Origin of the sequence: Nostoc sp. TCL240-02 (assembly GCF_013343235.1) — a bacterium.
Taxonomy (GTDB): Bacteria; Cyanobacteriota; Cyanobacteriia; order Cyanobacteriales; family Nostocaceae; genus Nostoc.
In genome coordinates this window covers 1,195,640-1,219,993 of the sequence record NZ_CP040094.1, presented here as the reverse complement: position 1 = coordinate 1,219,993, position 24,354 = coordinate 1,195,640, and the positions used below count along the sequence as shown (strand labels likewise).

General features: G+C 39.6%; 20 protein-coding genes. 7 read left to right on the top strand and 13 right to left on the bottom strand.

What is annotated here, in order from left to right; genetic code table 11:
• Positions 1 to 35: 35 nt before the first annotated feature.
• From FBB35_RS05455 to FBB35_RS05440, 4 genes are all read left to right on the top strand, one after another.
• On the top strand, positions 36 to 1,433 hold the full coding sequence (locus FBB35_RS05455; protein WP_174708814.1) for a serine/threonine-protein kinase: 1,398 nt from the start codon (positions 36 to 38) through the stop codon (positions 1,431 to 1,433).
• Between the two features lie 28 nt (positions 1,434 to 1,461).
• The gene (locus FBB35_RS05450) at positions 1,462 to 2,505 is read left to right on the top strand and encodes a PstS family phosphate ABC transporter substrate-binding protein (protein ID WP_174708813.1); all 1,044 of its coding nucleotides are present in this window, start codon (positions 1,462 to 1,464) and stop codon (positions 2,503 to 2,505) included.
• Between the two features lie 57 nt (positions 2,506 to 2,562).
• A complete protein-coding gene (locus FBB35_RS05445) occupies positions 2,563 to 3,960 on the top strand; it encodes an ABC transporter substrate-binding protein (protein ID WP_174708812.1) in 1,398 nt (465 codons plus the stop codon).
• A 272-nt stretch (positions 3,961 to 4,232) separates the two neighbouring features.
• Positions 4,233 to 5,279: a PstS family phosphate ABC transporter substrate-binding protein gene (locus FBB35_RS05440; RefSeq protein ID WP_174708811.1), complete on the top strand. Its 1,047-nt coding sequence runs from the start codon at positions 4,233 to 4,235 to the stop codon at positions 5,277 to 5,279.
• Positions 5,280 to 5,333: 54 nt separating this feature from the next.
• Here FBB35_RS05440 and FBB35_RS05435 read toward each other — a convergent pair whose 3' ends face one another.
• Entirely contained in the window at positions 5,334 to 6,053 is a 720-nt protein-coding gene (locus tag FBB35_RS05435) for a Crp/Fnr family transcriptional regulator (protein ID WP_012412419.1), read from the bottom strand.
• A gap of 311 nt (positions 6,054 to 6,364) precedes the next feature.
• On the opposite strand from FBB35_RS05435, the gene FBB35_RS05430 reads away from it, so the two are divergent.
• The gene (locus FBB35_RS05430; RefSeq protein ID WP_174708810.1) at positions 6,365 to 7,270 is read left to right on the top strand and encodes a DALR anticodon-binding domain-containing protein; all 906 of its coding nucleotides are present in this window, start codon (positions 6,365 to 6,367) and stop codon (positions 7,268 to 7,270) included.
• Between the two features lie 179 nt (positions 7,271 to 7,449).
• Here the strand turns inward: FBB35_RS05430 and FBB35_RS05425 are convergent, their stop codons facing one another.
• Positions 7,450 to 8,319 carry a Cof-type HAD-IIB family hydrolase gene (locus FBB35_RS05425; RefSeq protein ID WP_174708809.1) on the bottom strand — a complete coding sequence of 290 codons (870 nt, stop codon included), beginning with the start codon at positions 8,317 to 8,319 and terminating at the stop codon, positions 7,450 to 7,452.
• Positions 8,320 to 8,596: 277 nt separating this feature from the next.
• Positions 8,597 to 9,295 carry a choice-of-anchor E domain-containing protein gene (locus tag FBB35_RS05420; RefSeq protein WP_174708808.1) on the bottom strand — a complete coding sequence of 233 codons (699 nt, stop codon included), beginning with the start codon at positions 9,293 to 9,295 and terminating at the stop codon, positions 8,597 to 8,599.
• A gap of 539 nt (positions 9,296 to 9,834) precedes the next feature.
• On the opposite strand from FBB35_RS05420, the gene polA reads away from it, so the two are divergent.
• Entirely contained in the window at positions 9,835 to 12,771 is a 2,937-nt protein-coding gene (polA, locus tag FBB35_RS05415; protein WP_174708807.1) for a DNA polymerase I, read from the top strand.
• A 201-nt stretch (positions 12,772 to 12,972) separates the two neighbouring features.
• On the opposite strand, the gene psb27 is transcribed toward polA, so the two are convergent.
• From psb27 to FBB35_RS05395, 4 genes are all read right to left on the bottom strand, one after another.
• Positions 12,973 to 13,377 (bottom strand): photosystem II protein Psb27, encoded by a 405-nt coding sequence (gene psb27, locus FBB35_RS05410; RefSeq protein WP_012412424.1) that lies wholly within the window; start codon positions 13,375 to 13,377, stop codon positions 12,973 to 12,975.
• 301 nt (positions 13,378 to 13,678) lie between these two features.
• Positions 13,679 to 14,377 carry a phosphatase PAP2 family protein gene (locus FBB35_RS05405; RefSeq protein WP_174708806.1) on the bottom strand — a complete coding sequence of 233 codons (699 nt, stop codon included), beginning with the start codon at positions 14,375 to 14,377 and terminating at the stop codon, positions 13,679 to 13,681.
• A 31-nt stretch (positions 14,378 to 14,408) separates the two neighbouring features.
• Positions 14,409 to 15,152 (bottom strand): hypothetical protein, encoded by a 744-nt coding sequence (locus tag FBB35_RS05400; RefSeq protein WP_174708805.1) that lies wholly within the window; start codon positions 15,150 to 15,152, stop codon positions 14,409 to 14,411.
• Between the two features lie 41 nt (positions 15,153 to 15,193).
• On the bottom strand, positions 15,194 to 15,961 hold the full coding sequence (locus FBB35_RS05395; protein ID WP_174708804.1) for a hypothetical protein: 768 nt from the start codon (positions 15,959 to 15,961) through the stop codon (positions 15,194 to 15,196).
• A gap of 304 nt (positions 15,962 to 16,265) precedes the next feature.
• Here FBB35_RS05395 and FBB35_RS05390 point away from each other — a divergent pair, with 304 nt between their 5' ends.
• Positions 16,266 to 16,751, top strand: a complete 486-nt coding sequence (locus tag FBB35_RS05390; RefSeq protein ID WP_174708803.1) for a PepSY domain-containing protein — start codon at positions 16,266 to 16,268, stop codon at positions 16,749 to 16,751.
• Between the two features lie 19 nt (positions 16,752 to 16,770).
• Here the strand turns inward: FBB35_RS05390 and FBB35_RS05385 are convergent, their stop codons facing one another.
• The 6 genes from FBB35_RS05385 to FBB35_RS34300 all read right to left on the bottom strand — a co-directional run bounded on the left by FBB35_RS05385 (position 16,771) and on the right by FBB35_RS34300 (position 24,080).
• Positions 16,771 to 18,003 carry a cell wall metabolism sensor histidine kinase WalK gene (locus FBB35_RS05385; RefSeq protein WP_174708802.1) on the bottom strand — a complete coding sequence of 411 codons (1,233 nt, stop codon included), beginning with the start codon at positions 18,001 to 18,003 and terminating at the stop codon, positions 16,771 to 16,773.
• Positions 18,004 to 18,071: 68 nt separating this feature from the next.
• Positions 18,072 to 18,746 (bottom strand): response regulator transcription factor, encoded by a 675-nt coding sequence (locus tag FBB35_RS05380; RefSeq protein WP_174708801.1) that lies wholly within the window; start codon positions 18,744 to 18,746, stop codon positions 18,072 to 18,074.
• A gap of 228 nt (positions 18,747 to 18,974) precedes the next feature.
• Positions 18,975 to 20,117: a 7,8-didemethyl-8-hydroxy-5-deazariboflavin synthase subunit CofH gene (cofH, locus tag FBB35_RS05375; protein ID WP_174708800.1), complete on the bottom strand. Its 1,143-nt coding sequence runs from the start codon at positions 20,115 to 20,117 to the stop codon at positions 18,975 to 18,977.
• 48 nt (positions 20,118 to 20,165) lie between these two features.
• Positions 20,166 to 22,112, bottom strand: a complete 1,947-nt coding sequence (locus tag FBB35_RS05370; protein WP_174708799.1) for a glycosyltransferase family 39 protein — start codon at positions 22,110 to 22,112, stop codon at positions 20,166 to 20,168.
• Between the two features lie 310 nt (positions 22,113 to 22,422).
• Positions 22,423 to 23,598 carry a hypothetical protein gene (locus tag FBB35_RS05365; RefSeq protein WP_174708798.1) on the bottom strand — a complete coding sequence of 392 codons (1,176 nt, stop codon included), beginning with the start codon at positions 23,596 to 23,598 and terminating at the stop codon, positions 22,423 to 22,425.
• 374 nt (positions 23,599 to 23,972) lie between these two features.
• Positions 23,973 to 24,080 carry a CbtB-domain containing protein gene (locus tag FBB35_RS34300; protein ID WP_254625972.1) on the bottom strand — a complete coding sequence of 36 codons (108 nt, stop codon included), beginning with the start codon at positions 24,078 to 24,080 and terminating at the stop codon, positions 23,973 to 23,975.
• Between the last annotated feature and the right edge of the window lie 274 nt (positions 24,081 to 24,354).

Sequence of the window (24,354 nt, the reverse complement as noted above, 5' to 3'; positions counted from 1 at the left end):
CGCTCAGTACAAGTGACTAATGACTAATCACGAAAATGGAAGTTTACTGTACTCGTCCACGTTGTCCACGCCCACAAAACTATTTTGCTGATTTAGATGATATTACAACCCTGAAAACAACGCAGCAAAAATACTGTACTACGTGTGGTATGCCACTGCTGTTAGATGGTCGATATGTACCCACGAAGTTGCTGGGAAGGGGTGGGTTTGGAGCAGCATTTTTGGCACGCGATCGCCGCATCCCAGGAATGCGTCAATGCGTGGTTAAGCAGTTTCAACCAGTGGGTAATTTAACCTCAACTCAACTGCAACAAGCACAGATAATGTTTGAGAGAGAGGCAGACGTTCTAGCACAACTTGGTAACGATCATGAACAAATTCCTGACTTGTTTGCCTTCTTTCCAGTGATAGTTAATAGTTCGCAATCAGGACAGGAAGATCAATTTTTTTACTTAGTACAAGAATATATTGATGGGCAAAATTTAGAAGAAGAATTAGTTCAACAGGGCAAATTTTCTGAACACCAAGTGTTAGAGGTGTTGCAAGAAATCTTGAAGGTGTTAAAGTTTGTCCACGAACGGGGTATTATCCACAGAGATATTAAACCCTCTAATATTATGCGCCGTCGCGATGGGAAACTTTTTCTACTAGATTTTGGCGCAGTTAAACAAGTAACAAATGTTGCACTAGGGGCTGCTTCTTCCACAGGAATTTATTCTATGGGATTTGCACCGCCTGAGCAGATGGCAGGGGGGCAAGTATTTCCGTCTACAGATTTATACGCTTTAGCTGTAACTCTTATTACCTTATTGACTAATAAAGAAGCAATTCAACTATTTGATGCCTATAGCAACCAGTGGAAATGGCGGGAGCAAGTAAATGTCAATCCTCGCCTTGCTGACATTTTAGATAAGATGCTGCTACCTGCTGCTAATCAGCGCTTTCAGTCAGCGCAGGAAGTTCTAGATGCACTTTACTCACAGCCTCTAGCCGCTACACAACTTAATTCGCCTTCTGTAACACTTCCGCCACAATCTCCTAAAAGTTCTAATCCCGTCGTCTCCCAGTCTCCACCAACTCAACCAGCATTTTCTACAGTGGAATTATTGGGTGGGGCGGCATTTAGTGGATTTGAGGGGGCATTGATAGCGATCGCCCTCTTCAGTCTAGTACAATCACCAATAGTTACTTTAAGCGTTGCATCTGTAATTCTGGGGATACTGGTATTTGCCCAAACTAGGCGGTGGATTGAAAAGTTCGATTTATTAATTATTCCAACAATTACTTTTGCAATTATTTTTTTTATTCCCTTTTTACAAGGGGGGCTTGGCATTCAGGGAGTAATTATTTTATCAATTGCAGCAGCTTTAGTAGCAATTTCACTAACAGCCATATTTCGGCTTATTTATAAATTATTATCTCTCATCCTTTAAAAAAACTTTTGGTGCTAATAGCCACATAATGTCTCAGAAAAACGAAACACTTAGTCTTTTCTTAGCTGCTGTCATCACCATTGGCTTAATCTTTAGCGGCTTATGGTTTTTTATGGAACGGTGGGCGCAACTAAATGGAACTATTGCAAAATCTTCGGGGACTAACAACACAGATAACCCGATAAATCAGTTTATCAGTAGATGTAACGTGCCCAACCTCGTAGAAGGGACATTCAACTATGGTGGTAGTACAACTTGGGCACCTATTCGTAAAAATGTAGACTCCGTACTAGAAAGCCAGTGCCCTCGGTTTATTTTACGTTACACTCAACCTCCGTCAGGTCAAGCAGGATCTGGAACTGGGATTCGGATGTTGATAGACAATCAACTAGCTTTTTCTCAGTCTTCTCGTTCAGTAAAGGCTGAAGAAAATGCCGAAGCTCAACAAAAAGGGTTTAGTTTGAAAGAAATTCCAGTGGCGATTGATGGAATTGCGATCGCTGTCAACCACGATCTCAACATCCCTGGTTTAACTGTCGCCCAACTCAAAGACATTTACACTGGCAAAATTACTAATTGGCAACAAGTAGGTGGGCCAAATTTACCAATTAAAGTTTACTCTCGTAGCAAAGAAGCTGGGGGTACAGTAGAATTCTTTCTCGAAAATGTTCTAAATAAAGAAAATTTTGGTGTCAATGTTAGTTATGTTAACACGACCACTGAAGCAGTACGAAAAGTAGCTGCAAATCCTGGGGGAATTTACTATGCATCTGCCCCAGAGGTTGTACCTCAGTGTATTATTAAATCTTTACCACTGGGGCGCACAAGTAGTCAATTAGTGCCCCCTTACCAACAACCGTTTGTACCTCCATCTCAATGTCCCAATAAACGTAATCAATTAAATAGTCAGGCATTTCGAAGTGGAGATTATGCAATTACTCGCAATTTATTTGTAATTATTAAACAGAATGGTCAAACAGATCAGCAAGCAGGCGAAGCTTATGCAAATTGGCTGCTGACGCCTCAGAGTCAAGACCTGATCGAAAAGGCTGGATTTGTCAGAATTAAATGATCAAAGCAGTTAGATTTAGCCAAATAATAAACATTTTTATTTTATTAAAACTTGTTCATGTCACAAAAGAATGAAACCGCAGTTTTAGCCTTGGCTCTGTTGCTGACAGTTGGAATAGTTGGCGGTGGTGTGTGGTGGTTTACTAATGGTGGAGCCAAAATAGGTAATACCATCATTCCAGGTTCAGAACCAGCTAACAATCCATCCCTACAAGATCGGATTAGTTTAGGAGACAAAACTTTGACTCCAGGTGCGGTTTCTGCTGCAAAAAAAGAAGGAATCCAGGCGATCGCTGCGAAAAGTTATGATAAGGCGATCGCTAATTTCACAGATTCCCTAAAACTCAACCGTAACGATCCAGAAGCGCTGATCTTTCTTAATAACGCTCGCATCAAGTCTTCTAAGAGTTACACCATTATGGCTTCTGTACCAATAGGCACTGACCCCAATACTTCTTTAGAAATTTTACGTGGCATCGCTCAAGCCCAAAATGAAATTAATACCTCTGGGGGAATTAAGGGAGTGCCGTTGAGAGTAGGGATAGCTAACGACGACGACAATCCAGAAATAGCGAAGCAAATCGCTTCTAGCCTAGTTAGCAATTCAGAAGTATTGGGTGTAGTTGGGCCGATTACTAGCGATTCTACCTTAGCCGCAGGTACTATTTATACTTCAGGACAACTTGTAGCAATTTCCCCTACTAGCACATCTGTCAAAATTTCTAACTTTAGCCACTACGTTTTTCGCACAGTTCCCAGTGATTTTATGGCTGCAAGAAGTTTAGCCAACTACATGGTGAGAACCTTGCAGAAAAAAAATGCAGTGGTTTTCTTTAATTCTCAGAGCAACTATAGCCAGTCTTTAAAGTCTGAGTTTGTTTCATCTGTTTCTTTAGAAGGTGGACAAGTATCCAGCGAATTTGACTTATCCAGAGCAGATTTTAGTGCGGCCAAAAGTCTAGAACAAGCAACTAAGCAAGGTGCAGAAGTCTTGATGTTAGCTGCTAACACTGAAACTCTCGATAAAGCCCTGCAAGTAGTTCAAATTAACCAAAAACGATTAACACTACTGGCTGGAGATGATGTTTATACCGCCAAAACTTTAGAGATTGGTAGAGAACAAGCTGTGGGGATGGTAGTGGCAGTTCCCTGGCATATTGACGGCGCTTCCAAATCAGATTTCCCCCAGAAATCTCGGCAGCTATGGGGTGGTGATGTGAGTTGGCGAAGTGCCCTAAGTTATGATGCTACTGTAGCTTTGATTGCCGCATTAGAACGCAATCCCACAAGATCGGGAATCCAACAAGCCCTGGCATCGTCTGACTTTTCTGCCACCGGCGCTTCTGGTACAATTCGGTTTTTAGCATCAGGCGATCGCAATGCGCTAGTCCAACTTGTAAAAATCGTTCCTGGTTCTCGCTCTCGCACTGGTTATGACTTTGAGCCAGTGCGTTAATCAGCAATAAAAAATTAAAAATTAACCAATAGTTAATCTAAAAAAGCTCTCAAGATGAGAAATTGAGCTTTAGAGGGAAAAATTATAATATCAACTACCAGAACTAACAAATAATTCAAAGGAAATTTACTATATCTAAAACCGTAAGTAATTCAGAAGTTAGGATTTGTCATAATTCATTAACAAAACACCCGTCCGCCAAATACAATCTCAAGTAGCAAGCACCTATCAAGTTAAGCACTTATATTGAATGGACGTGCGGGTAATTTACTATGTCTCAAAAAAATGAAACAACTATTCTTGTTTTATCCATCCTAATCACAGCCGGGTTAATAGCTGGCGGTTTTTGGTGGTTTAGTAGAAAGTCTGGTGTTGACCTAAATGCAATTAATTCTGGTAGCACCAAAACACCACAAGCTGTATCAGAACAACCTAGTGGCAAGACTTTTGCCTCAACACAAGATGTTCCTACAGGATTATTCAATTATGGAGGCAGTACATCTTGGGCACCGATTCGCTTGGTAGTTGATTCACCAATTCAAGCGGCGCGACCAGAGTTTCGGCTGCGTTATGTAGAACCTAGCAACGCATCTCCTGGTTCTGGTACTGGCATCCAGTCACTGATAGACGGTCAGCTAGCCTTTGCCCAGTCTTCCCGACCAGTCCTCGATCAAGAATTAAGCCGTGCCCAGCAGCGTGGATTCAGTTTGAAACAAATTCCTGTAGCTATTGATGGTTTAGCAGTTGCAGTCAACCCCAACCTCAAAATCCCAGGAATAACGGTAGACCAATTAAAGTCAATTTACACAGGCAAAATCAATAATTGGAGCCAGGTGGGTGGCCCCAATATTCCGATTAAGCCCTATTCTCGCCGCATTGCTGATGGCGGTACTGTAGAACTTTTTGTCCAAGACATCTTGGGTGGTCAAGCTTTCAGCCCCAATGTGGAATTTATCTCCACAACCACCCAAGCCTTGCAAAAATTGGCTGGTAGTTCTGGTGGTATCTACTACGCTTCTGCCCCAGAGGTGATTCCTCAATGTTCAATCAAACCCTTACCGTTAGGGCGAAAACAAGGGCAATATATTGCTCCTTACCAAGAAACATTTGTCCTCCCGTCTGAATGTCCTGGTAAACGGAACAAATTGAATATTGAGGCTTTCCAATCAGGAAAATACCCGATTACCCGCAATCTGTTTGTGGTGGTCAAACAGAATGGTCAGACTGAGCAGCAAGCAGGTGTCGCTTACGCCAACTTACTGCTGACTGAACAGGGACAAGAATTTATTACCCAAGCTGGATTTGTCAAAATTCGCTGACACCTGGGATTACACTCAGGCAGAGTGGCGGAAATCGCCGCTCTGAACTCTGCTTTAACCAGCTCTATTAATCGATTCTGCTGGCAAACAAATTAAATTATCCCCTTGGGTGAGGATTAAGCCGCGTTGACGCAGCTTACCCATTAAGCGGGTGACGGTGACACGGGTCGAACCAATCGCGCTACCAATTTGGGCATGGGTGAGGGGGAAAGGCAGACAATAGCCGCGAATCACATCAGGATCGGTGTCGCTCATTGCTGGCTCTCCATATTCCTCAATTAACAATGTGAGAAATCCTAAGAGTCGATCAATTGTACGGCGTTGTCCCAAGGCACTCAGCCACAGCAGCTTACGCTGGTGCTGATACCTAAAGGCATCCATAACTTCACGACGGAAGTGAGGCCAGTTGTCTAGGTCATGCCAGTACATCCACAGCACCGCAGTTTGGTCAACATGGGCGTAAGCCTGGAGTGTAAATGGCGACTGAGCAACAATTTCAAATGGCTGTCCCGCTCCCACAAAACCCAAGAACGCTTCTTCTGGGGTTCTGTTGATTCGTCGAGACGTTAGCTGACTAGCTGTTGCACTAACTTGGGCAGTTCCTACCATGCGGATCGCACCCCTTTGCACCAAATATAGCAATCCAGGCCGGGCTGGAATGCGCTCATCTTTGCTAAAGGTACGGCATCGATAGTGTTCTTGAGCCCAGTCAAGAATTCGTTGCCAAGTTAAAAAAGGCCGTGATGCCTCAGAAAAGGAGGATGGAGATTGCATAGGTAACAAAGAGCGTTCGGCTGAAGACAAAGACGTGATCAAAAGGTGCAAGGAGTGTCTTTGTGTTGACGAGGCAGGCTTAACGCCTAACAGCGCCAGCCAATCCAAAGAATAGAAAGCAAATTACTCTCTACTCTTTTGTTATACTTCCTACTGTACAATGATGGTAGTAAAGTTTACTTACTATTCATCGATTATTCATCAAATTTTATCCTCTTCTCATTTTTCTTCATCTAAATTAAATTTACACCGCAAGATAGATGACAGAAAAGTAACAAATATATCTTACATGACTGTTTAAATAATATTACGTGCATTATAAATTACCAGTTAGCAACTATAAATCTATCAAGCAGTTATTGTACAGTTGTTTAATAAAATCACTAAGCATTGATACTTACAAAGTAGAAAATATATGCATAGTAGATAAAAAAATTCATCTACATAAAGATAGAGATGAAAATAGAGTTTTATATACCTCAAGTGTGTCCCTGCAACTGTCAAAATCTCAGAATCGAAAACCTATGGAGCTTGCTAGTGCGATCGCATCTGATTTATCAAGGACTTGCGATGACGTTTTTACTATCCAAATTGTTCCTCCTGGCTGGATACATTTTGAATTGACTCACTCGACCTTAGCGACTTGGTTACAAAGTCTTGCAGTCGGGAGTTTGGGGGAAGAGGGGGAGATAGGGGGCAGGGAGCAGGGAGCAGGGGAGGCAGGGGGAGAAGAACTATTAATTATTGCCCCATGCCCAATGCCCAATTTGTTTGCTGTTCAGCACGCTCATGCACGTTGCTGTTCGCTGGTATTGCTGGCTCACCGAGAGGGATTGATTCAACTTAAACAACCTGTTACAGATGCTAGTCAAGGTTTTTGGGATGTTATTTCTCCTAACCCTCTACCTTGGCTCAACTGTGATGAAACATTACGACTAAATCATCCAGATGAGCTTCATCTAATTTCCGAATTAATACAAGTGCTAGACAACATAGAGTGCCCTAATATTAGCCGTTCTGTGAAATGGGAAAAGGTCGCGCTGAATTTGAGCCAAGCTTTTGAAAACTTCTGGTCTAATTGCCGGATTTGGGGTGAGGTGAAAATTACATTACCAGAGTTAGCACAAGCCAGACTAGGATTACTTATGGCTACTCAGTCAGTATTAAGATATGTACTAGAGGAAAACTTGGGTGTTTTTGCGCCTTTGGAGTTATAAATCGGTAATGTCGCTTAGGCAAAATAAAAATTTTTATAATAGCTATTGACTCAAAGCATCACCTCGGCTACATTAGCAGGTGTGTGAGGAGCGAACCAGCTAGGGCACCGAGACGAAACACGGCCAGTCGTCGGTGTCCTTTCTGATTTATAAGGTTTAGGCTTGAAAAAGTACCCTCATTACAGCAAGAACTTTTCAATTGCTACTGCTACTCCGTCTTCCTCTACACTAGGAGCTACCCACCGCGCGATCGCTTGGACTCCTTCGGGTGCATTACCCATAGCTATACCAAGTCCAACAGACTCTAGCATTTCTACATCATTGAAGTTATCACCAATCGCCATAACGTTGGCTATCTCTAATCCCAGTAATTCTTCGGCTAGGTAACGCACAGCAGTTCCCTTATTCACAGAAGCGTTAGTTGCTTCAAAAAAGGTAGCAACAGATGTTGTGAGATAAAGTTCAGCAGGTGTATATTGGCGGCGCAAATTCCCCAATAACCGATGGATTAAATCTGTATCATCAGACAAAGCGAGAATTTTTGTCGGTTCATTTGTTAATGTTTGGCGCAAATCACCAACGGGAATCGGGATAATACCAGAACGTTCTGCATAAATTTGGGTTTCTCTAGTTAACTCACGGACGTATAGTTGATCGTTGATATAAAAGTGGACAGATAGAAGCGATCGCAACTCAGGCTGTTCAAAATAGTCGAGTAGCTGGTAGGCGATTTCTCTAGAAACAGCCCAATGGCGATGAATTTTTTGGTTGATTGGATCTTGAATCCAGGCTCCCTGATAAGCCATTAATGGTAAGGTAGAGCCGATTTCTTGGTGAAAGCGCAAGGCTGAACGATACATTCTACCAGTGGCGATCGCTACTGGAATTCCTCGTGCTTGCGCTGCCACAATAGCTTGCTTTACACATGCGCTGATAGTGTTAGAGTGTCCTGCGATCGTGCCGTCTATATCCAAAACTAGTAGTTTAATGTCTTTTGCAGCAGCCTGATGATCGGTAGATGCTAAATGTGCGGCAGATGCTTTCTGCATAATTTCCTAGATTTTAAGTTCCAGTAAGAGGTTAACAGGAGTGGGGAACATTAGCAAAAATTGGGTTCTCTAGTCAACCTAATTTTTATAACATGAGGATACTGAATCACACGATTTAGATTGCTATAGTATTTTTTAAATATTGCTCAAAATTCTGGATAATAATCCAGACAAAAAACCCCAACTCTCGAAAAAATTGGGGTTTTTAATTTAAATTAAAGAGCCTGACAGATAGATAGAATGGAAAAAACCACGTATTCAAGAAAGTCTATGAATTTTACCCTTTGAGCCAGCTTTTTTTGCGTTGTGACAACAGACAAAGCCCAGCAATTAAACCAACTCCAAGTGTGGCAGAGGGTTCAGGTATCGATTTAACATCATCGTAGTCATAAGTTACTTTGATATTTGCTTTGGCAAGCGTTTGAACATAAGATGCTATGTTGCCCGAACCTGAAACTACTGAATTGGCTGTAGCTGAGAACAAAAAGTCTATGTTGCTATTACCAATGAAAGACTGCAATAATTGGATATTAGTAAAAGATTGAGTACCAGATTGTGTGGCAGTTAAGTTAGAAAAAGCCTTTCCAGATGTACCACCAAAATCAATGCTGTTGTCAAATTGACCAACTTCGTAACTGAAGCTATTTTGTGGATTGAGCGCAAACAGAGACTGATTATTTAATTTTAAGGTGAGTTGACTGGCAAGATTTACTGTTATATTAGCCGAGCTTTTACCCGTATTTTCAAAACCTGCATTTCCCAGGATGTCGCCAGTAAATGCTATTGTCACACCTGTGAGTGTGCCTAGAGATGAGTCAAATTGTTGGACGCTCAGAGGTGCATCAGTGATATCTGTCAAATCGTAATCAATGGAACTGGTGTACGAGAGAGAGGCTGCATTAGCTACTCCAGAATTTGCAACTATTCCTACCATAGTTGTTGCAGCTGCCAGAGTGTTCAATAATTTTGTTTTCATGATGAAAGATTTTTTCTAAAACGAATCATTACGGCATTACTCACTTATTTCTAACTCTGAAACTTTACTTGTAGGCTTGATAAATACACGTAAATTTATGTAAAGCTTTTATATTCGAGTCCTGCGGAAAATATACTTGTTGATTGGTACATATAAAGTTTTATTAAGGAAGAGAGGCTTTGTATAGTGGTAGTCTGATGGCGAAATACTAAGCTAGTGTTTGTTGGTTCCTGAGAAGTAAGCTAGGTCTATCGAATTAAACATAAAGCGCTCAGGAGTATAGATCCCCAATTTATGCTGAGAAGTTAGGGATTTGGTTACTATATTTCTACTCACGTACCTAATTAGGGTAGTATCTCTAGCAAAAATTAGTTCTACTGGGCTTCCGTACTAAAACTGCAAATGCGTAGACAATAGTATGTAAAAATAATACATAATATATTATGTACTCAATAAGTGCGCTCTTGCCGCCAAAACCAAGTTGAACAAGCATCTTAAATTGCTAACTATGTGACAAAGCTTCTGGCTAAAATAGGGCTATGTCTGAAACTTTCACTTCTGTAACAGCAACACGCCCCACGTTCATCCTTGTAGATGGGCACTCCCTGGCTTATCGTTCATACTTTGCTTTCGCCAAAGGGCGAGATGGAGGACTGCGTACTAAAGCAGGGATTCCTACGAGTATATGTTTTGGTTTTGTGAAGTGCCTGCTGGAGGTAATGGCAACACAACAGCCTCAAGCAATGGCGATCGCTTTTGATTTAGGTGAGGCTACTTTTCGTCATGAAGCTGACGAGACTTATAAAGCCGATCGCAAAGAAACGCCAGAAGACTTCATTCCCGACTTAGCAAACCTGCATGAGTTACTGAATGGCTTCAATCTACCAATTTTTACTGCCCCTGGTTACGAGGCAGATGATGTTTTGGGAACCTTAGCACAGCGAGTAACTGCTGCTGGGTATAAGGTGAAGATTCTGACTGGCGATCGCGATTTATTTCAACTGATCGACTCTGATAAAGAAATCACTGTTCTGAATTTTAGTCCAGATGCCCTAAAACGCTCTACAAATAGCATTACGGAATTTGAAGCAGAACAAGTCAAAGAGAAGATGGGCGTTTTACCTTCACAAATTGTTGACTTTAAAGCTCTTTGTGGTGATAAATCAGATAATATTCCTGGGGTTAAGGGAATTGGGGAAAAGACAGCAGTGCAACTGCTAAATACCTATGGTTCCCTTGAGCATATTTATGCTGCGTTAGATGAAATTAAAGGAGCAACTCAGAAAAAACTAGCCAGTGGGAAAGAAGATGCCGATAAATCTCGTTATTTGGCAACCATAGTTTTAGATGTTCCTATAGAACTTAATTTAGAAGATTGCAAATTAAAAGGATTTGATACAAGCGTCTTATCCCCCATTTTAGAAAAGTTAGAATTCAAGTCTTTTTTAGGAAAAATAAATGACATACAGCAACGTTTTGGCGGTCAAATTGAAGAGAAGCAAGAAGCCAAAACAGACGTGGTTAATCCTAACTTAGAAGTGAGGGATAATGAAGATAATGATTCATGGTTCTTCAGTGCTAGTGATACAGCAACAGCTTCCCAGCAATCTAGTTCACCTATTACACCACGAATCATCAATACCCCAGCCAAATTAACTGAGTTAGTGAAACTTTTGCAAACATTCACTAACCCAAATATTCCCGTTGCTTGGGATACTGAAACTACCGCTTTAGAACCAAGAGATGCTGAGTTAGTAGGAATTGGTTGCTGTTGGGGAACGCAACCAGATGAAGTAGCCTATATTCCTCTGGGGCATAAAAATGGAGAGAATTTGAATAAAGATTTGGTGTTAGAAACATTACGCCCAATTCTCGAAAGTGCTGATTATCCGAAAGCTTTACAGAATGCCAAATTTGACCGATTAGTTCTAAAGTGTCAAGGGATTAATTTAGCAGGAGTAGTGTTTGATCCTATGCTGGCAAGTTACATTCTAAATCCAGATTCAAGTCATAATTTGATGGATTTAGGGCAGCGATATTTGGGATTGATAGCAAAAAGTTATTTAGATTTAGTTCCTAAAGGCAAAACCATCGCTGATATAGATATTCCCGCCGTTGCAGATTACTGCGGCATGGATGCTTATTCTACCTTTGGCTTAGTACGGAAATTGCGTGAGGAACTGGAGCAAATTCCAACTTTGTCTAAGCTATTAGTGGAAGTGGAACAGCCACTAGAAGCGGTTTTAGCCCAAATGGAATACACGGGTGTCCGCATCAATTCAGTTTATTTAAAAGAACTTTCGCAGCATTTAGAAACTGAGTTAGCCAGATTAAAAGAGGAAGCAACTGAAATAGCTGGGGAAAATTTTAACCTAGGTTCCCCTAAGCAATTGAGCCAAATCTTGTTTGAAAAGTTGGGATTAAGTACCAAACATTCTCGTAAAATTCAAACTGGCTTCTCTACAGACGCAGCCACACTAGAAAAACTCCAAGAAGATGATAAAAGTGGTTTTGTTGAGGCGATCATTGAGTATCGCACTCTATCTAAATTAAAGTCTACTTACGTTGATGCCTTACCTGCATTGGTGCGTCCAGATACCCAGAGGGTGCATACTGATTTTAATCAAGCAGCAACATCAACTGGTAGGTTATCTTCTTCTAATCCGAATTTACAAAATATCCCCATTCGTACAGCTTTTAGTCGCCAAATTCGGAAGGCATTTTTGCCTGAAGCTGGTTGGTTAATGGTGGCTGCTGATTACTCACAAATTGAATTGCGGATTTTGGCTCATTTGAGTCAAGAGCCAATATTAGTGCAAGCATATCAGCAAAATGAAGATGTTCACACTGTTACCGCACGGTTAGTATTTGAAAAAGAAAATATAACCTCAGAAGAACGAGGAATAGCAAAAACTATCAATTTTGGCGTGATTTATGGAATGGGTTCTCTCAGATTTTCGCGCTCAACAGGGATAGATAAGAACATTGCCAACGAGTTCATTAAGCGGTTTAATGAACGATATCCTAAAGTTTTTGCATATTTGGAGCAAGTAAAAAAAGAAGCGATCGCTTTTGGTTATGTAGAAACTATTCTCGGTCGTCGTCGTTATTTTGACTTTACTAATAACAGTTTACGCAAATTAAAAGGCAGCGATCCAAGAGATATCGATCTAAGTAAATTGAAGAATTTGGGCCCTTATGATGCAGGTTTACTACGTTCGGCGGCTAATGCACCTATTCAAGGTTCTAACGCTGATATTATCAAAATTGCAATGGTAAGACTGCATGAGGTTTTGAAGAACTATCAGGCCCATTTGTTGTTGCAAGTTCACGATGAATTAGTGTTCGAAATTCCGCCTGATGAGTGGAAAGAATTACAACCGCAAATTAAGTCGGTGATGGAGAATGCAGTTGAGTTGAGCGTGCCGTTGCTGGTTGAAGCGCGTGTTGGTGAAAATTGGATGGATACAAAGTGAGCGATTAGAAATCGTGGCTACACTAATAAAGTTCGCCTATCGCGCTTGCTCTGCGCTTCTCTGCGAGACGCTTCTCTACGAGAGGCTTGTCTGCGACATGCTCCGCGAACGCCAACGCGCACCACGCGGACTCAGGAGTTTGAAACCCACGGAGGTGGGTTTTGTCTGTATAGCCACGAATTTTATTCGCCTGAGCAAGAGTTAACCGCCACGCTTCAGCGCTGCTTCAACCTGCTGTAATTCCTTCTCTAAACGATTTTTGAGTTTTTCGGGTACGGGACGATTTGGGTAAGAACTGTAGTGTCCAGCCAGGGAATTAAGGGCTGTCCGCATAGTTGTAAATGAGCCAAGACCAGAAACAGAGTTAACTCGCTGATAGCGAGCCGAAAAGTCATTAATTTTCTGACGCGCTTCTGCTTGAACTGCTGTTTTGTCTGATGAATCTTGTGATAGATTCAGAGCCTGTCTCATAACATTGACCACAGCTAAGGTATCTTGGCGATAATCCCCAGTCAAACTATCTGGACTGCCAGTACAGCCCATTAAGCCGATAGACACAACCAAAACCAGCGCAAGCAAACGCGACCAATAGCGCTTCATATGCATTAATTAAAAGAATACGTAAATCAACGTCCATCCTATCTTGGATTGGTAACTTGGGGATCAATTGAATGGGGAGTGGGGAGAGGATAAGGGCTGTTTCATTCCCTAAAAAGCGCTGATTTACAAGCATCCTGGGCAAAAAATCAGTTAATTAAAAAATCTGATTGGACAATTATCATTGTCATACCTTCTTTGCGAGAGGTAAGGCTGATGGGCTTACTGCCTAGATTGAGAGCAACAGTTTTCGGTCTATGGAAAATAGGAGCATGGGAGTTAGAGTTGTGGAATTAAAGGTTAATAGGATTTAATCAACTAAATTTCTCTGCCTCAATCTTTGTAACTTCAGCATCGTAATACATATCATCAGCCACAAAAAACCCACTCCATAACCTGCAATTATGTCTGTAGGCCAATGGACTCCTAAATATAAGCGGCTAATACCAATGGCAGCAATTAAAATAACTGTCAAACTGTAAATAAATTTGGCAAAACGAGGATAGTGAGTTGCCAATTCGTGAGCAATAAAACCATAAAGTACCATAGAACCTAGTGCATGACCGCTAGGAAAACTAAAAGATTTTTCAGAAATCAATCGATGCCATAGTTCAGGGCGAGGTTTAGAAAAAAATAACTTTAGTCCTGTATTTAAAATTAACGCTCCTAAGCAAGCAAGTACAAAAACTTTTGCTTCTTCTTGGTAACGTCGCCACCAAAGTAATAAGAAAGTAATGCCTGCAACTAGAACTACTGTAGTAGGATTACCAAGATTTGTAATAAACAGCATTACATTATCTAAACTCGGATTGGCAAACTGATGTAGCCATAACAGAAAAGTCGTATCAAATCTAAAAGCATCTCGCTCTAAAACCTCTTCAGCTATTTCTGCTAAAACAAAAAGTATCAGCAGACAACTAGCAAGCCCAACAATACCAATTGTGGCAATTAAGGGAGCCAAACGAGGATGTATGTGAAGCAACCAGAAATTAGAAATTTGTCGGAGCATACTTTAATTTTATTCATTATGCTTAAACGCATCACTCGATTGGCTGACGTATTTTTTTCTCCTTTCGCACGGAAAAGAATAGCACAACTGCCAGCAGGATAAAAGCGATCGCCGAAGCATATTCCCTTGGAAGTGATAGACCGCCATCTTTGACAGGCTTAGTAAGAAAATCTCCGAAGGTGGCTCCGAAGGGTCGCGTGAAGATGAACGCGAGCCAAAATAGGAGAATATCGCTCAACTTTGTTATGTAGTGAAGGGCGATAACAACACCAATGACGCTGGCTGTCACGAATGCGCCCTGGATATAACTCAGTTCCAAGTTGCTTGTCAGAAAGTCACCAAAGGCCGTTCCCAAACTGTTGGAGAATACAATGGCCAGCCAATAGGTAGTCTCTGCATCTTTCTTGACAATCGGATAAACGCTCAGATCGCGATCGCGGTAATACCAAATAGCAAGAACACTCAACAGACCAGCTACCAGAATAAGCGATCCCACTGCATAGCCCAGCCCGAAAGATCGATCCATCAGGTCTGAAACTTCGGTTCCGGCTGTAGTTGTTGCAATGATGGCCGCCCAATAAAGAGCTGGACGATATCTGTCGGATTGAATTTGAAAAAACAGGAGAATAGCCAGAATCGCGAACGTTACGGTAAAGCCTATGTAATACCCCAGCCCAAGAGTCATTGAGATGAAGTCACCTGCCGTCTCGCCGAGCGTCGTGGCGATGATCTTCATGATCCAGAAGAAAATTGTGACTTTTACAACTTTGTTCATTTATTTTTCACAATAAAAAATACTAATTCAGCGATCGCTGATCAGTCTTGTCGGTCAATCGGCAGTAAGGCTAGTTTTTTCTGCTTAAGGCTTAAGTAAATAACTAGGCTTATGATTATAAAAAGAAAAAGCATACTGGTTCCGACAGTACCAAAACCAAAGCCACCATTTGTAGCAGATTGGGATAGCAAATCACCTATAGATGCTCCAAGCGGACGAGTTAAGATATAAGCTAACCAGAATGCCAAAACTGCATTCATCCACAAGTAATAATAAGTGATCGCTATGATTGCAATTGAAGCACCAAATATCAGTGCTGATTGTGCATAACCCAATCCCAAAGACTCTGCTAAGAGGTCTCCTGTTGCAGTGCCCAAGGCAAACGTAAATAAAACAGCCACCCAATAAAAAAGCTCTCTTTTAGCTGTATTGATGGAGTGCATGGCTAATGTCTTTTCGTTTGAATACCAGAGTGCAAAAACTATCAACAAGGAAACACTAAAAATTACAGTAGTTGTTACCAAACTAACTCCAAGCTCATCTACTAATCTATCAGTGATCAGTGTGCCAACGATACTTATCAAAATGACCACAAACCAGAAAATTGCTGGAACATAGCGTTTAAGCTTAAACTGATTCAACAGCATAATCAATAACACAGCGCTCATAATGTAGGATGTAATGCCTAAACCAAGGTTCAGTGTTGCTGATAGAAAATCTGCTGCGGTTTCACCTACCGTGGTTGCCAGAACCTTAATAATCCAGAAGTAAATTGTAATCTCTGGAACCCTGTTTAATATCTTTTGCATAATCTTTCTCCTTCTTGATTTTTCTGTATAAGTGAGATTACATCACATCGTAAAAGTTAGCTGTTTTGTCAAAAAATACTGAGTTATTTTACTTTACATAGCAAAAGTCAAGAAATAGTCAAGATTTGATTGAAAAGGGAATTTTCCCCTGATATAAGCACTAAAAACAGATGAAATGTTTACTTAGAACTTAATTTCACCATTTGATATTAAATTTTTTGAACTCAAATCAATCTTGACTATTTCTGGACTTTTATTACCTACTGTGAAAATACAAACCCAGACTTAAAGGAATTTTTCAATTATGAAAACTTCAACAAAAATTATTTTGGCAGCAGCTTTTGTTGGTACTTTAGGACTTGCTGAATTATCGAGAGTTGTGTCTGCAAAACAACCACAATCTTTTGTAGCAATTGCACGTCAGCATCATAGTGTTATCAAAGTTGCTGAAGCCAGTGATGGAGACGGTGAAACCAACGACGATGCACAAGAAGCGGCAAAACTGCAACCTCTAGCTAAAATTACAGCACAACAAGCACAGCAAGCAGGTGAAGCATCGGTGGGAGGTAAAGCCAAAAGTGTCAAACTCGAAAATGAAGATGGCAACTTAATTTATGCTGTAGAAATTGGTCAGCAAGAAGTTACAGTAGATGCTGGTAACGGCAAAGTTCTCTATGTTGAAAATACCAATCAACAAGATGAAAAGAATGAAGCCACTCGTCCCAAGAGTAGTATTCAAGTTAAAGAAACTAGTGATGGCGATCGCGAAACCAATGATGATGGTAAGTAGGGAACTTAAAATCACATTGTCAAGAGGTTGGTAAATGCACAGTAAAACAACTACCAACTCCTAATTTACTCGTAACACTAATTAATCCACCGTGATTTTGGGCAATAGCTTGAGCGATCGCTAACCCTAAACCAGAACCACCTGACCAATAAGAACGAGACTGATCTGCTCGCCAAAAACGCTCAAAAACCTTGTCAATATGCTCTGGTGCAATTCCCACGCCTGTATCTTGCACATTGACATAAAGCTGGGAACCAACGCGACTAGTTTTAATTTCAACTACACCTTTTGATGGTGTATAGTAGAGTGCATTTTCAATTAAATTAGTAAACAGTCGCGTTAATTGAACTGAATCACCTACTAGCTGAAGATTAGCAATTAATTTAAATTTAAAGTTAATTTGTTTGGTTTCAGCTTGAGGTTTATACAGTTGTATTAGGTTCTCTAATATTGAGGTTAAATTGAGAGTATCTCTATTCTGAGTCGGGACTTTATCGGTGCGTGCTAACAATAATAAGTCTTCTGTGAGGCGAGTCATCTGGTTAGTAGCACTGGCGATCGCCTGAAACTTATCTGCATCTTTTGGGCTTATTTCTTCTGGATATTCTAGCAGTAACTCGGCATTAATTTTGATAGCCATTAACGGACTGCGTAGTTCATGGGAAGCATCAGCAGTAAACTGTTTGAGTTTTTGAAAGCTCTCTTCAATGGGTTGCATTGCTTGACGAGTTAGCAAAATTCCCCCAAGACCACTAAGAAGCAAAGTTATAATAATTCCACCGCCTAATACCCAGTCCAGTTTTTGTAGAGTTTCATCAAATTCTTCTAAAGATTGGTTCACCCTTACATACCCAACAAGCTCACCATTATCGCTAGCAATAATTGGAACAGTCACTACTTGGATAGGAACTTTACCTGTTTGAATTTGTACCATTTGGTTTGGTAAAAAAGGTAAAGTTAAAACAGTTTTTCCTTGTTGGGTAATTAAATTACCTTGAGTATCAAACCACTGTAATCCTTGATGAGAAGCAATTAAGTCTTGGGGACGAAAGTCACTTTCAACCGTTAGGCGACCTTTTTCAAACTCTACATTTGCAGCCGCACCTTTGCCTATGGCTGTGAGTTTATCTGTTATTTGTTCACTCAGACTACGAGTGAAAGCAAATCGGACTGCGATCGCAAATATTCCTAGCAGCGATGCAAACACCACTAAATAAGACAATAATAAACGGTATCTAATTCGTTGAAACACATTATTTTCGCTATTAATTGTTAGTTTTAAAATAAAATATATCTAAAATTAATATCCTCTTAATTTATTTAATTGTGTCCTAAACGATAACCAATGCCATAAATATTTTCAATCAATTCCTCTGAACTTCCAGATGCTTTAAGTTTATTCCGCAAATTTGTAATATGAGTTTTAATACTTCCTTCTCCTGAATATTTATCAAAGTCCCATAGTTTGTCAAGAATTGCAGAACGAGTTACAATTAAATTGGGATTTCTCAAAAAATATTCTAATATCATATATTCTTTAGGAGTTAATGATATGATATTTCCTGCATAAGTAACCTGTTGAGTTGCTGGGTCTAGTTGCAAATCACCGTGGATTAAAATCTGAGGACGAATCTCTGGAGTTCTTCGAGCTAAAGCCCTGATGCGTGCTGCTAATTCTTTTAGTTCAAATGGCTTAACTAAGTAATCATCAGCACCAGCATCAAGTCCTATAATTTTATCATCTGTTGTATCTCGTGCCGTCAGCATTAAAATCAAAACATTAGATGAAGTAGCGCGTAAACGCTTACATAAAGTAATTCCATCTAATTTAGGAAGCATTAAATCTAATAAAATTAGCTCATAGAATCCTGACTGCGACCATTCCCAGGCTGCAAAACCATCAGTTGTTATATCCACAATATGGTGTTGTCGTCTTAAAAACTCGGCTAATGGTTTAGCAATGCGATCGTCATCTTCAACTATTAAAATTCTCATAATGCTCCACCTCTAAATTATTAGAGCTTGCTAACACCGAATCAGGATTATCTTATCTACAAGGGTAATCTTAAAATTTTTATTATATATTCTTAATCTGAACTTAATTCGATTTGATTAATGTTCCTATAAATTCTTTATTTCTCTCTGAACTCTCTGCACTTTTGCAGTTTAAAAGTAATTTATTTCATCACAGAGGCGCAGAGAACACAGAGATCAAAGCTATTCTTAACTATTAATTTTTTGATAAAGAGTGTTACGTTGTTGGTAAGGTCGTCCTAAAGAAGCGATCGCAGTTTCTAAAGTTTCCACTTCCATACACGTACCACCCAAAGCACCTGCCATTGTGGTAATATGCTCCTCCATCAATGTGCCACCGATATCGTTGCAACCCCAAAGTAAGGCTTCGGTTGCACCTGCAAGCCCCAGTTTTACCCAACTCTGCTGATGGTTGGGAATCCAATTACCCAAGTAAATCCGCGCCACAGCGCCTAGCAGCAGCGCATCGCTTAAAACTGGTTGATCGCGTCCGACACGGCGACGTAAGGGTTTGGGGGCTTCTTGGCCAACGAAGGGTAATAAAATAAACTCTGTGATCTTTGCGGGATATCCTTGATCGATGGCAGTTTTTTGGAGCGATCGCAATTTTTCTAAATGTCCAATTTGCTGTTCGTGGGTTTCAATATGCCCAGATAACATGGTGCTGGTGGTATGTAAGCCTAATTTATGAGCGGTGCTGACAATTTCTAGCCAAGTGGCTGTATTAATTTTCTCTGGACACAATATCCGCCTTACTTCATCGTCTAATACTTCTGCTGCTGTTCCCGGCATTGAGCCAACACCAGCATCGCGCAAAGCAATAATTACATCTGTATACTCAAGCCCATCAAGTCTGGCAATAAATTCCACTTCCTGGGGAGAAAAAGCATGGAGATGAATCTGCGGAAATTCCTGTTTGATGGTTTCCACTACTTTGAGATAGTAGGGCAAAGATTTACCATTTATCAGCGCTTGTGGATTTAACCCACCCTGCATACAGATTTCTGTCGCACCCCGTTGCACTGCATCTGTCGCTTTTTCTAAAATTTGCGCCGAATCTAACCAGTATGCACCGACATCACCATCATCTCGACGGAATGCACAAAAACTACAGTGCTGCTCACAAATATTGGTAAAGTTAATATTGCGGTTGATTATGTATGTAACCGTATCGCCTGCTTGCGTGTGGCGGAGTGTGTCAGATGTAGCACGGATTGCTGCGATTGCCTCTGGCTCAGTTTGTTGTAGCAATACCACTCCCTCTTGGGGAGATAAGTCGTACCCCATTAAGGCACGCTCAAGAATTTTTTCGACATTAATTTTAGTTAGCATTATTTTCTCAGTAAATTTTAATTTTATGATCTTGTAAAAAATACAATTTTACTTAATAAATATACCAATATCTGGAGAATCCCATGCTCGGAGGTAAGTTTTGCCTTTACAATTAACTTCTTGAGATTTATTCTGTTTACTTTTTTTAGTTTCCATCGAAATAATTCCACAAGGTTCAAAATCTCTATAAGAATCTTCTTTTTCTAAAATTGCCGAAATATTATTTATATTAATATGTTGAAGTTTAACTAGTTCTGAATTATTTGCTCGCCAAAGTACCCATAAAGGGTATTCCCAAGGATCATTTCCCATTAATAAACCTATATTAGAGCATTTTTTTGAATTTATAAACTCAACTGCTCCTGTGTAAGTTATTTTTAGGTATGGGCGATTACTAAAATATTGCTCATTTCTGGGCATTTGAAATATATTGTTACTATCAATAATAGGTCTATACCTGTTAAAAAAGACCCAGGGTAATGATGATATTAGCAGACATATTACTATAAAATTTGCAATTTTTTGCTTTTTAAGCTTAGATAAAACAACACCTAAAAACGGAGAAATTATTACAAAAAAAGGTAAATGCAGGCGACTATTCCAGGCTTGCCATTTTACCAAATAGCAAAATATCAAAAATGTAGACATGGTAGCAATAAGATAAGCGAAAATATAGTTTTCCTTACGGATAGATTTTCGAGTTATAAAAAACATTATACATATCATTATTAGTGCTACATATACTAAGTTCCCAGCACTATTTTCATTACCAGTTATCCCAAGTGTTGCCCAACCTCCTGGTACAAAGAATGTCTTGGAAAAAGTTATTCGAGGATCGTTAATATCTACACGGATGAATATATGGATAATTTGAATTAACTTATTCGCTATTCCATTCCATAAACCAATGGGTGTTCCTATATGCAAAGCAATATTCCTCAGAATATTAGAAATGAGTATATTAATACCGAATACTTCATTACGATAGCCACCTGGTTCGCCAAGTGGAGAAGCGAATAAATTATAATTACGTAAATAGTGACTGATATTAAGTAATAAAGAGATACTTCCTACAATCAAAGCAGGCTTCCATGCTTGCCACCGTAAGCGTTTAATCTGGTAAAAGCCAAACCAAATTAAAAAGGGAAATACATAAAAATAAGCAGTTCCCTTGGTCAAAATAGCTAATCCTGTGCTACTGCCAATATTAAATGAATTCGTCCAAATATCGCTTTCTGCTGCTTGGATAGTTGATAGCAAGTAGTAAGCGAGACAAACTACCCAAAATGCAAGTACATAATCATTTTGAGTGCTTGAAGCTTGCAAAATTCCCATAGGTATTGTTGCAGCTACAACCGCAGAAAAAACCTGACCTCGTAAATCTGTTCCGAGTTGTTTTGCAATTAATGACACTCCAATAACACAGCCAATCATACTGAACCATTGAACTAAGTTAGCGAAGTAGTCACCACCACTCAAAATTTGAAAGTGCAAAATTACGAATTCTGACCAAGGGTTTTGATATAGCTGTGGAGTATAATTTGTTGGATAATGAGCAATGCTATGATTTTGTATCCAATGAGCAACACGACTCATGTGATAATCCATAGAATCCCAGTTATTTGGTGGTGCAATGATAGCAATTAATCCAACTGTTGCTACAATGAAACCTACACTACATAACAATAATTTTAATAAGGATGGGATTTGAGTATTTTTATTTGTTTGGAAATAATTATTTATCTCTAAAATCTTAGGGTTTTGGGAATTTAATCGAAACCATATATAAATTAATACAATACATATTAATCCCCAAGTTGCTAATATCCAGCCAAAAGTAATTAAGTTAAAAACACTCAAAAATTCTGTGATTATAGCGATAAAAATTCCCCAGTAAGTAGATGTTAATATCAGCGATTCACGCCAATCGGTACGATTTTTATTAATTAACCAAAAAATAGCAATCCAAGAAAGGAGAGGCAAAAATATAAACATAATAAAAACTAGACTAATATTAGTATTCGTAATTAATCAATGCTTGACAAGTCTATGCAATTAGCTTAGGTTTTTTTAGTACACTATCTTTTTATGGTTTCATAACCCATTAACAAAAAAAATAGTTGTGGTAAAACCACACTATTTTAATTTATTAATACACTTTAATTTATTAATACACATCGTTGTCTTAGGAACTTGCAAAAAATAAATTATCCCAAATTATTTATAGATTTGTAAGGGTGCAAGGTCTTGCGCCCCTACGATGGGATATTTTTTTAACTGGAAGTCCCTTAGCGGAAACTCTTACTTAAGCATTGGTGTTACTAATTTCTCGCGGTGTTCTTCGGTGCTGTATTAGCAAACCAATGGCCATACCAATGCCGACAAAGGCTGTAAAGTAGAATAAACCAATCAATCGGATATATATTGGTGGGGCGATCGCTTTAACTTCCACTTCTTGCGCTACTTTTACGGGTGCAAATTGACGGTTAGATCCTGGTAGAGGAGTTGCTTCCACCTCTATTTTGTGAGGTGAACCATCAAAAAACTGTTCTTGCCATGTTAACTTACCTTCTTCGTCAGGGATACCTTTGTAGTCAAAGACTGTTAAATTATGTTCTGTGGCGATCGCTTTTACTTCCAACGCTACATCTTTGATAGGTTCTCCTGCGCTATCTTTCACCTGTAGCACCAAATTCGCAAGTTTTCCGACAGTTGCGTTTTTATCTCCACTAAGGTTAATTTCCAATCCCTGAGATTTTTGAGATGATGGTGCGATTACTTCAGTACTACTTGAGTGATGTTCGCTGCCATGAGCTTCTGCAACTTCTGCACTAATATTGATAATTAATAGAGTTACTATAGCCACTACTGTCAATGCACTTAATAAAAGCCGTACTGACTGTGGTGCAATTTCTCCTTGTTGCAGTTCTTCTTGTCCGCCAATAACCCAACCACCTAACAATCCAAGCGATAGTAAAAAAGCTGCGATAACCACAAAATATTTATATTTTATTGGATTTTCGTGGACATTCAGATTTAAAGTTTGCTGATATGGAGCAAAAGCATTTGCTACTAAAGGTGAAACATTCACCAGTAGTTGGTAGTTACCACGAATGGGTAACATTTGCTGAATTTCTAGCTTACCATCAGGTGCAGTAGCATCTATTTCCAGCAATTTTGTTCCCTCAACAATAGGGAAATCTGTTGTTAACCAACGATTACGCGGTGGTGTTAGAATTTGTAAGCTAATTTTGGTATTTTCTAAATGTTTACCCGCAGCATCAACAGCTTGTAACGTCAGGGTAACAGGAGATTGTAATTTTTCTGCCTCTGCTTCAAAGGGAAGAATACGTTCTAAAGTTGGGTTGGTAGAGAGTAGCACTCTGGATGCAGGGGTTTGGGAATTACCTACAAAAGAAGAAAGAATTGACAAGGTGATGCAAACAGCACTGATAACTCCAAAAAGCCGATATTTTTTCATAAAAACTTACGGTAAATGTGAAACTTTTGTACTTTTTACAACAACTTACAGTTGTTTCATGTATATGAACCACATCCGTCGTAGTAGGGGCGCAAGGCATTGCGTCCCTAGTGTATGGTCGTTGTAAAGCTTAATAGCAGTGGATGAAACTTACTCCACATTCTTATTACTAAGTAAAAGAACTATTCATAAATTAAGACATCATCAAAAATACAGTTAAGGTAATGTGGAAATGAAAAAAAGCATCTCTACATTACCTAAAAGTTATTTCCAAGCAAAAATACTAGTACGAAACTGCGATATTTTAGCATCGCAACTTTGTTGTGTTACCTAGCATTTTTCATTCACCTAAAAAATCTTGTGATTATGATAATTTAGTGACATGCAACGCCTAATGTGTGGTGACGCGCTGAGTGTGCTGTATTATGAACCGCAGGATAGGTAGAGAACAAAACAGTCCAGATAACTAAAGAAGATAGCATCATATAGAGTGTTACCTGCACAGGCTTTGATAAGGTAATATCTGCGGTCTTTTGCAATACTGACATCTGAGATAAAGTAGTCATTTTTGACCTCCTATAATTAATTTGGGTAATTTATCAATCAAAAGGCATGATGCCGCTTGATTGGAAAAAGATATACGATCAACTTTGTATTTGACAAGTGTGTATCAAATGTATTGTGTAATTCGACTTTAGTGAATACTATACTATCCTTTGAACATCGGCTCATCAGGATGTAGAAATCTCCACATAA

Bases quoted from the DNA above. Each gene is read 5' to 3' on its own strand.
- FBB35_RS05455 (WP_174708814.1), top strand. From the start codon at position 36: ATGGAAGTTTACTGTACTCGTCCACGTTGTCCACGCCCACAAAACTAT.
- FBB35_RS05450 (WP_174708813.1), top strand. From the start codon at position 1,462: ATGTCTCAGAAAAACGAAACACTTAGTCTTTTCTTAGCTGCTGTCATC.
- FBB35_RS05445 (WP_174708812.1), top strand. From the start codon at position 2,563: ATGTCACAAAAGAATGAAACCGCAGTTTTAGCCTTGGCTCTGTTGCTG.
- FBB35_RS05440 (WP_174708811.1), top strand. From the start codon at position 4,233: ATGTCTCAAAAAAATGAAACAACTATTCTTGTTTTATCCATCCTAATC.
- FBB35_RS05435 (WP_012412419.1), bottom strand. From the start codon at position 6,053: ATGCAATCTCCATCCTCCTTTTCTGAGGCATCACGGCCTTTTTTAACT.
- FBB35_RS05425 (WP_174708809.1), bottom strand. From the start codon at position 8,319: ATGCAGAAAGCATCTGCCGCACATTTAGCATCTACCGATCATCAGGCT.
- FBB35_RS05420 (WP_174708808.1), bottom strand. From the start codon at position 9,295: ATGAAAACAAAATTATTGAACACTCTGGCAGCTGCAACAACTATGGTA.
- polA (WP_174708807.1), top strand. From the start codon at position 9,835: ATGTCTGAAACTTTCACTTCTGTAACAGCAACACGCCCCACGTTCATC.
- psb27 (WP_012412424.1), bottom strand. From the start codon at position 13,377: ATGCATATGAAGCGCTATTGGTCGCGTTTGCTTGCGCTGGTTTTGGTT.
- FBB35_RS05405 (WP_174708806.1), bottom strand. From the start codon at position 14,377: ATGCTCCGACAAATTTCTAATTTCTGGTTGCTTCACATACATCCTCGT.
- FBB35_RS05400 (WP_174708805.1), bottom strand. From the start codon at position 15,152: ATGAACAAAGTTGTAAAAGTCACAATTTTCTTCTGGATCATGAAGATC.
- FBB35_RS05395 (WP_174708804.1), bottom strand. From the start codon at position 15,961: ATGCAAAAGATATTAAACAGGGTTCCAGAGATTACAATTTACTTCTGG.
- FBB35_RS05390 (WP_174708803.1), top strand. From the start codon at position 16,266: ATGAAAACTTCAACAAAAATTATTTTGGCAGCAGCTTTTGTTGGTACT.
- FBB35_RS05380 (WP_174708801.1), bottom strand. From the start codon at position 18,746: ATGAGAATTTTAATAGTTGAAGATGACGATCGCATTGCTAAACCATTA.
- cofH (WP_174708800.1), bottom strand. From the start codon at position 20,117: ATGCTAACTAAAATTAATGTCGAAAAAATTCTTGAGCGTGCCTTAATG.
- FBB35_RS05370 (WP_174708799.1), bottom strand. From the start codon at position 22,112: ATGTTTATATTTTTGCCTCTCCTTTCTTGGATTGCTATTTTTTGGTTA.
- FBB35_RS05365 (WP_174708798.1), bottom strand. From the start codon at position 23,598: ATGAAAAAATATCGGCTTTTTGGAGTTATCAGTGCTGTTTGCATCACC.
- FBB35_RS34300 (WP_254625972.1), bottom strand. From the start codon at position 24,080: ATGCTATCTTCTTTAGTTATCTGGACTGTTTTGTTCTCTACCTATCCT.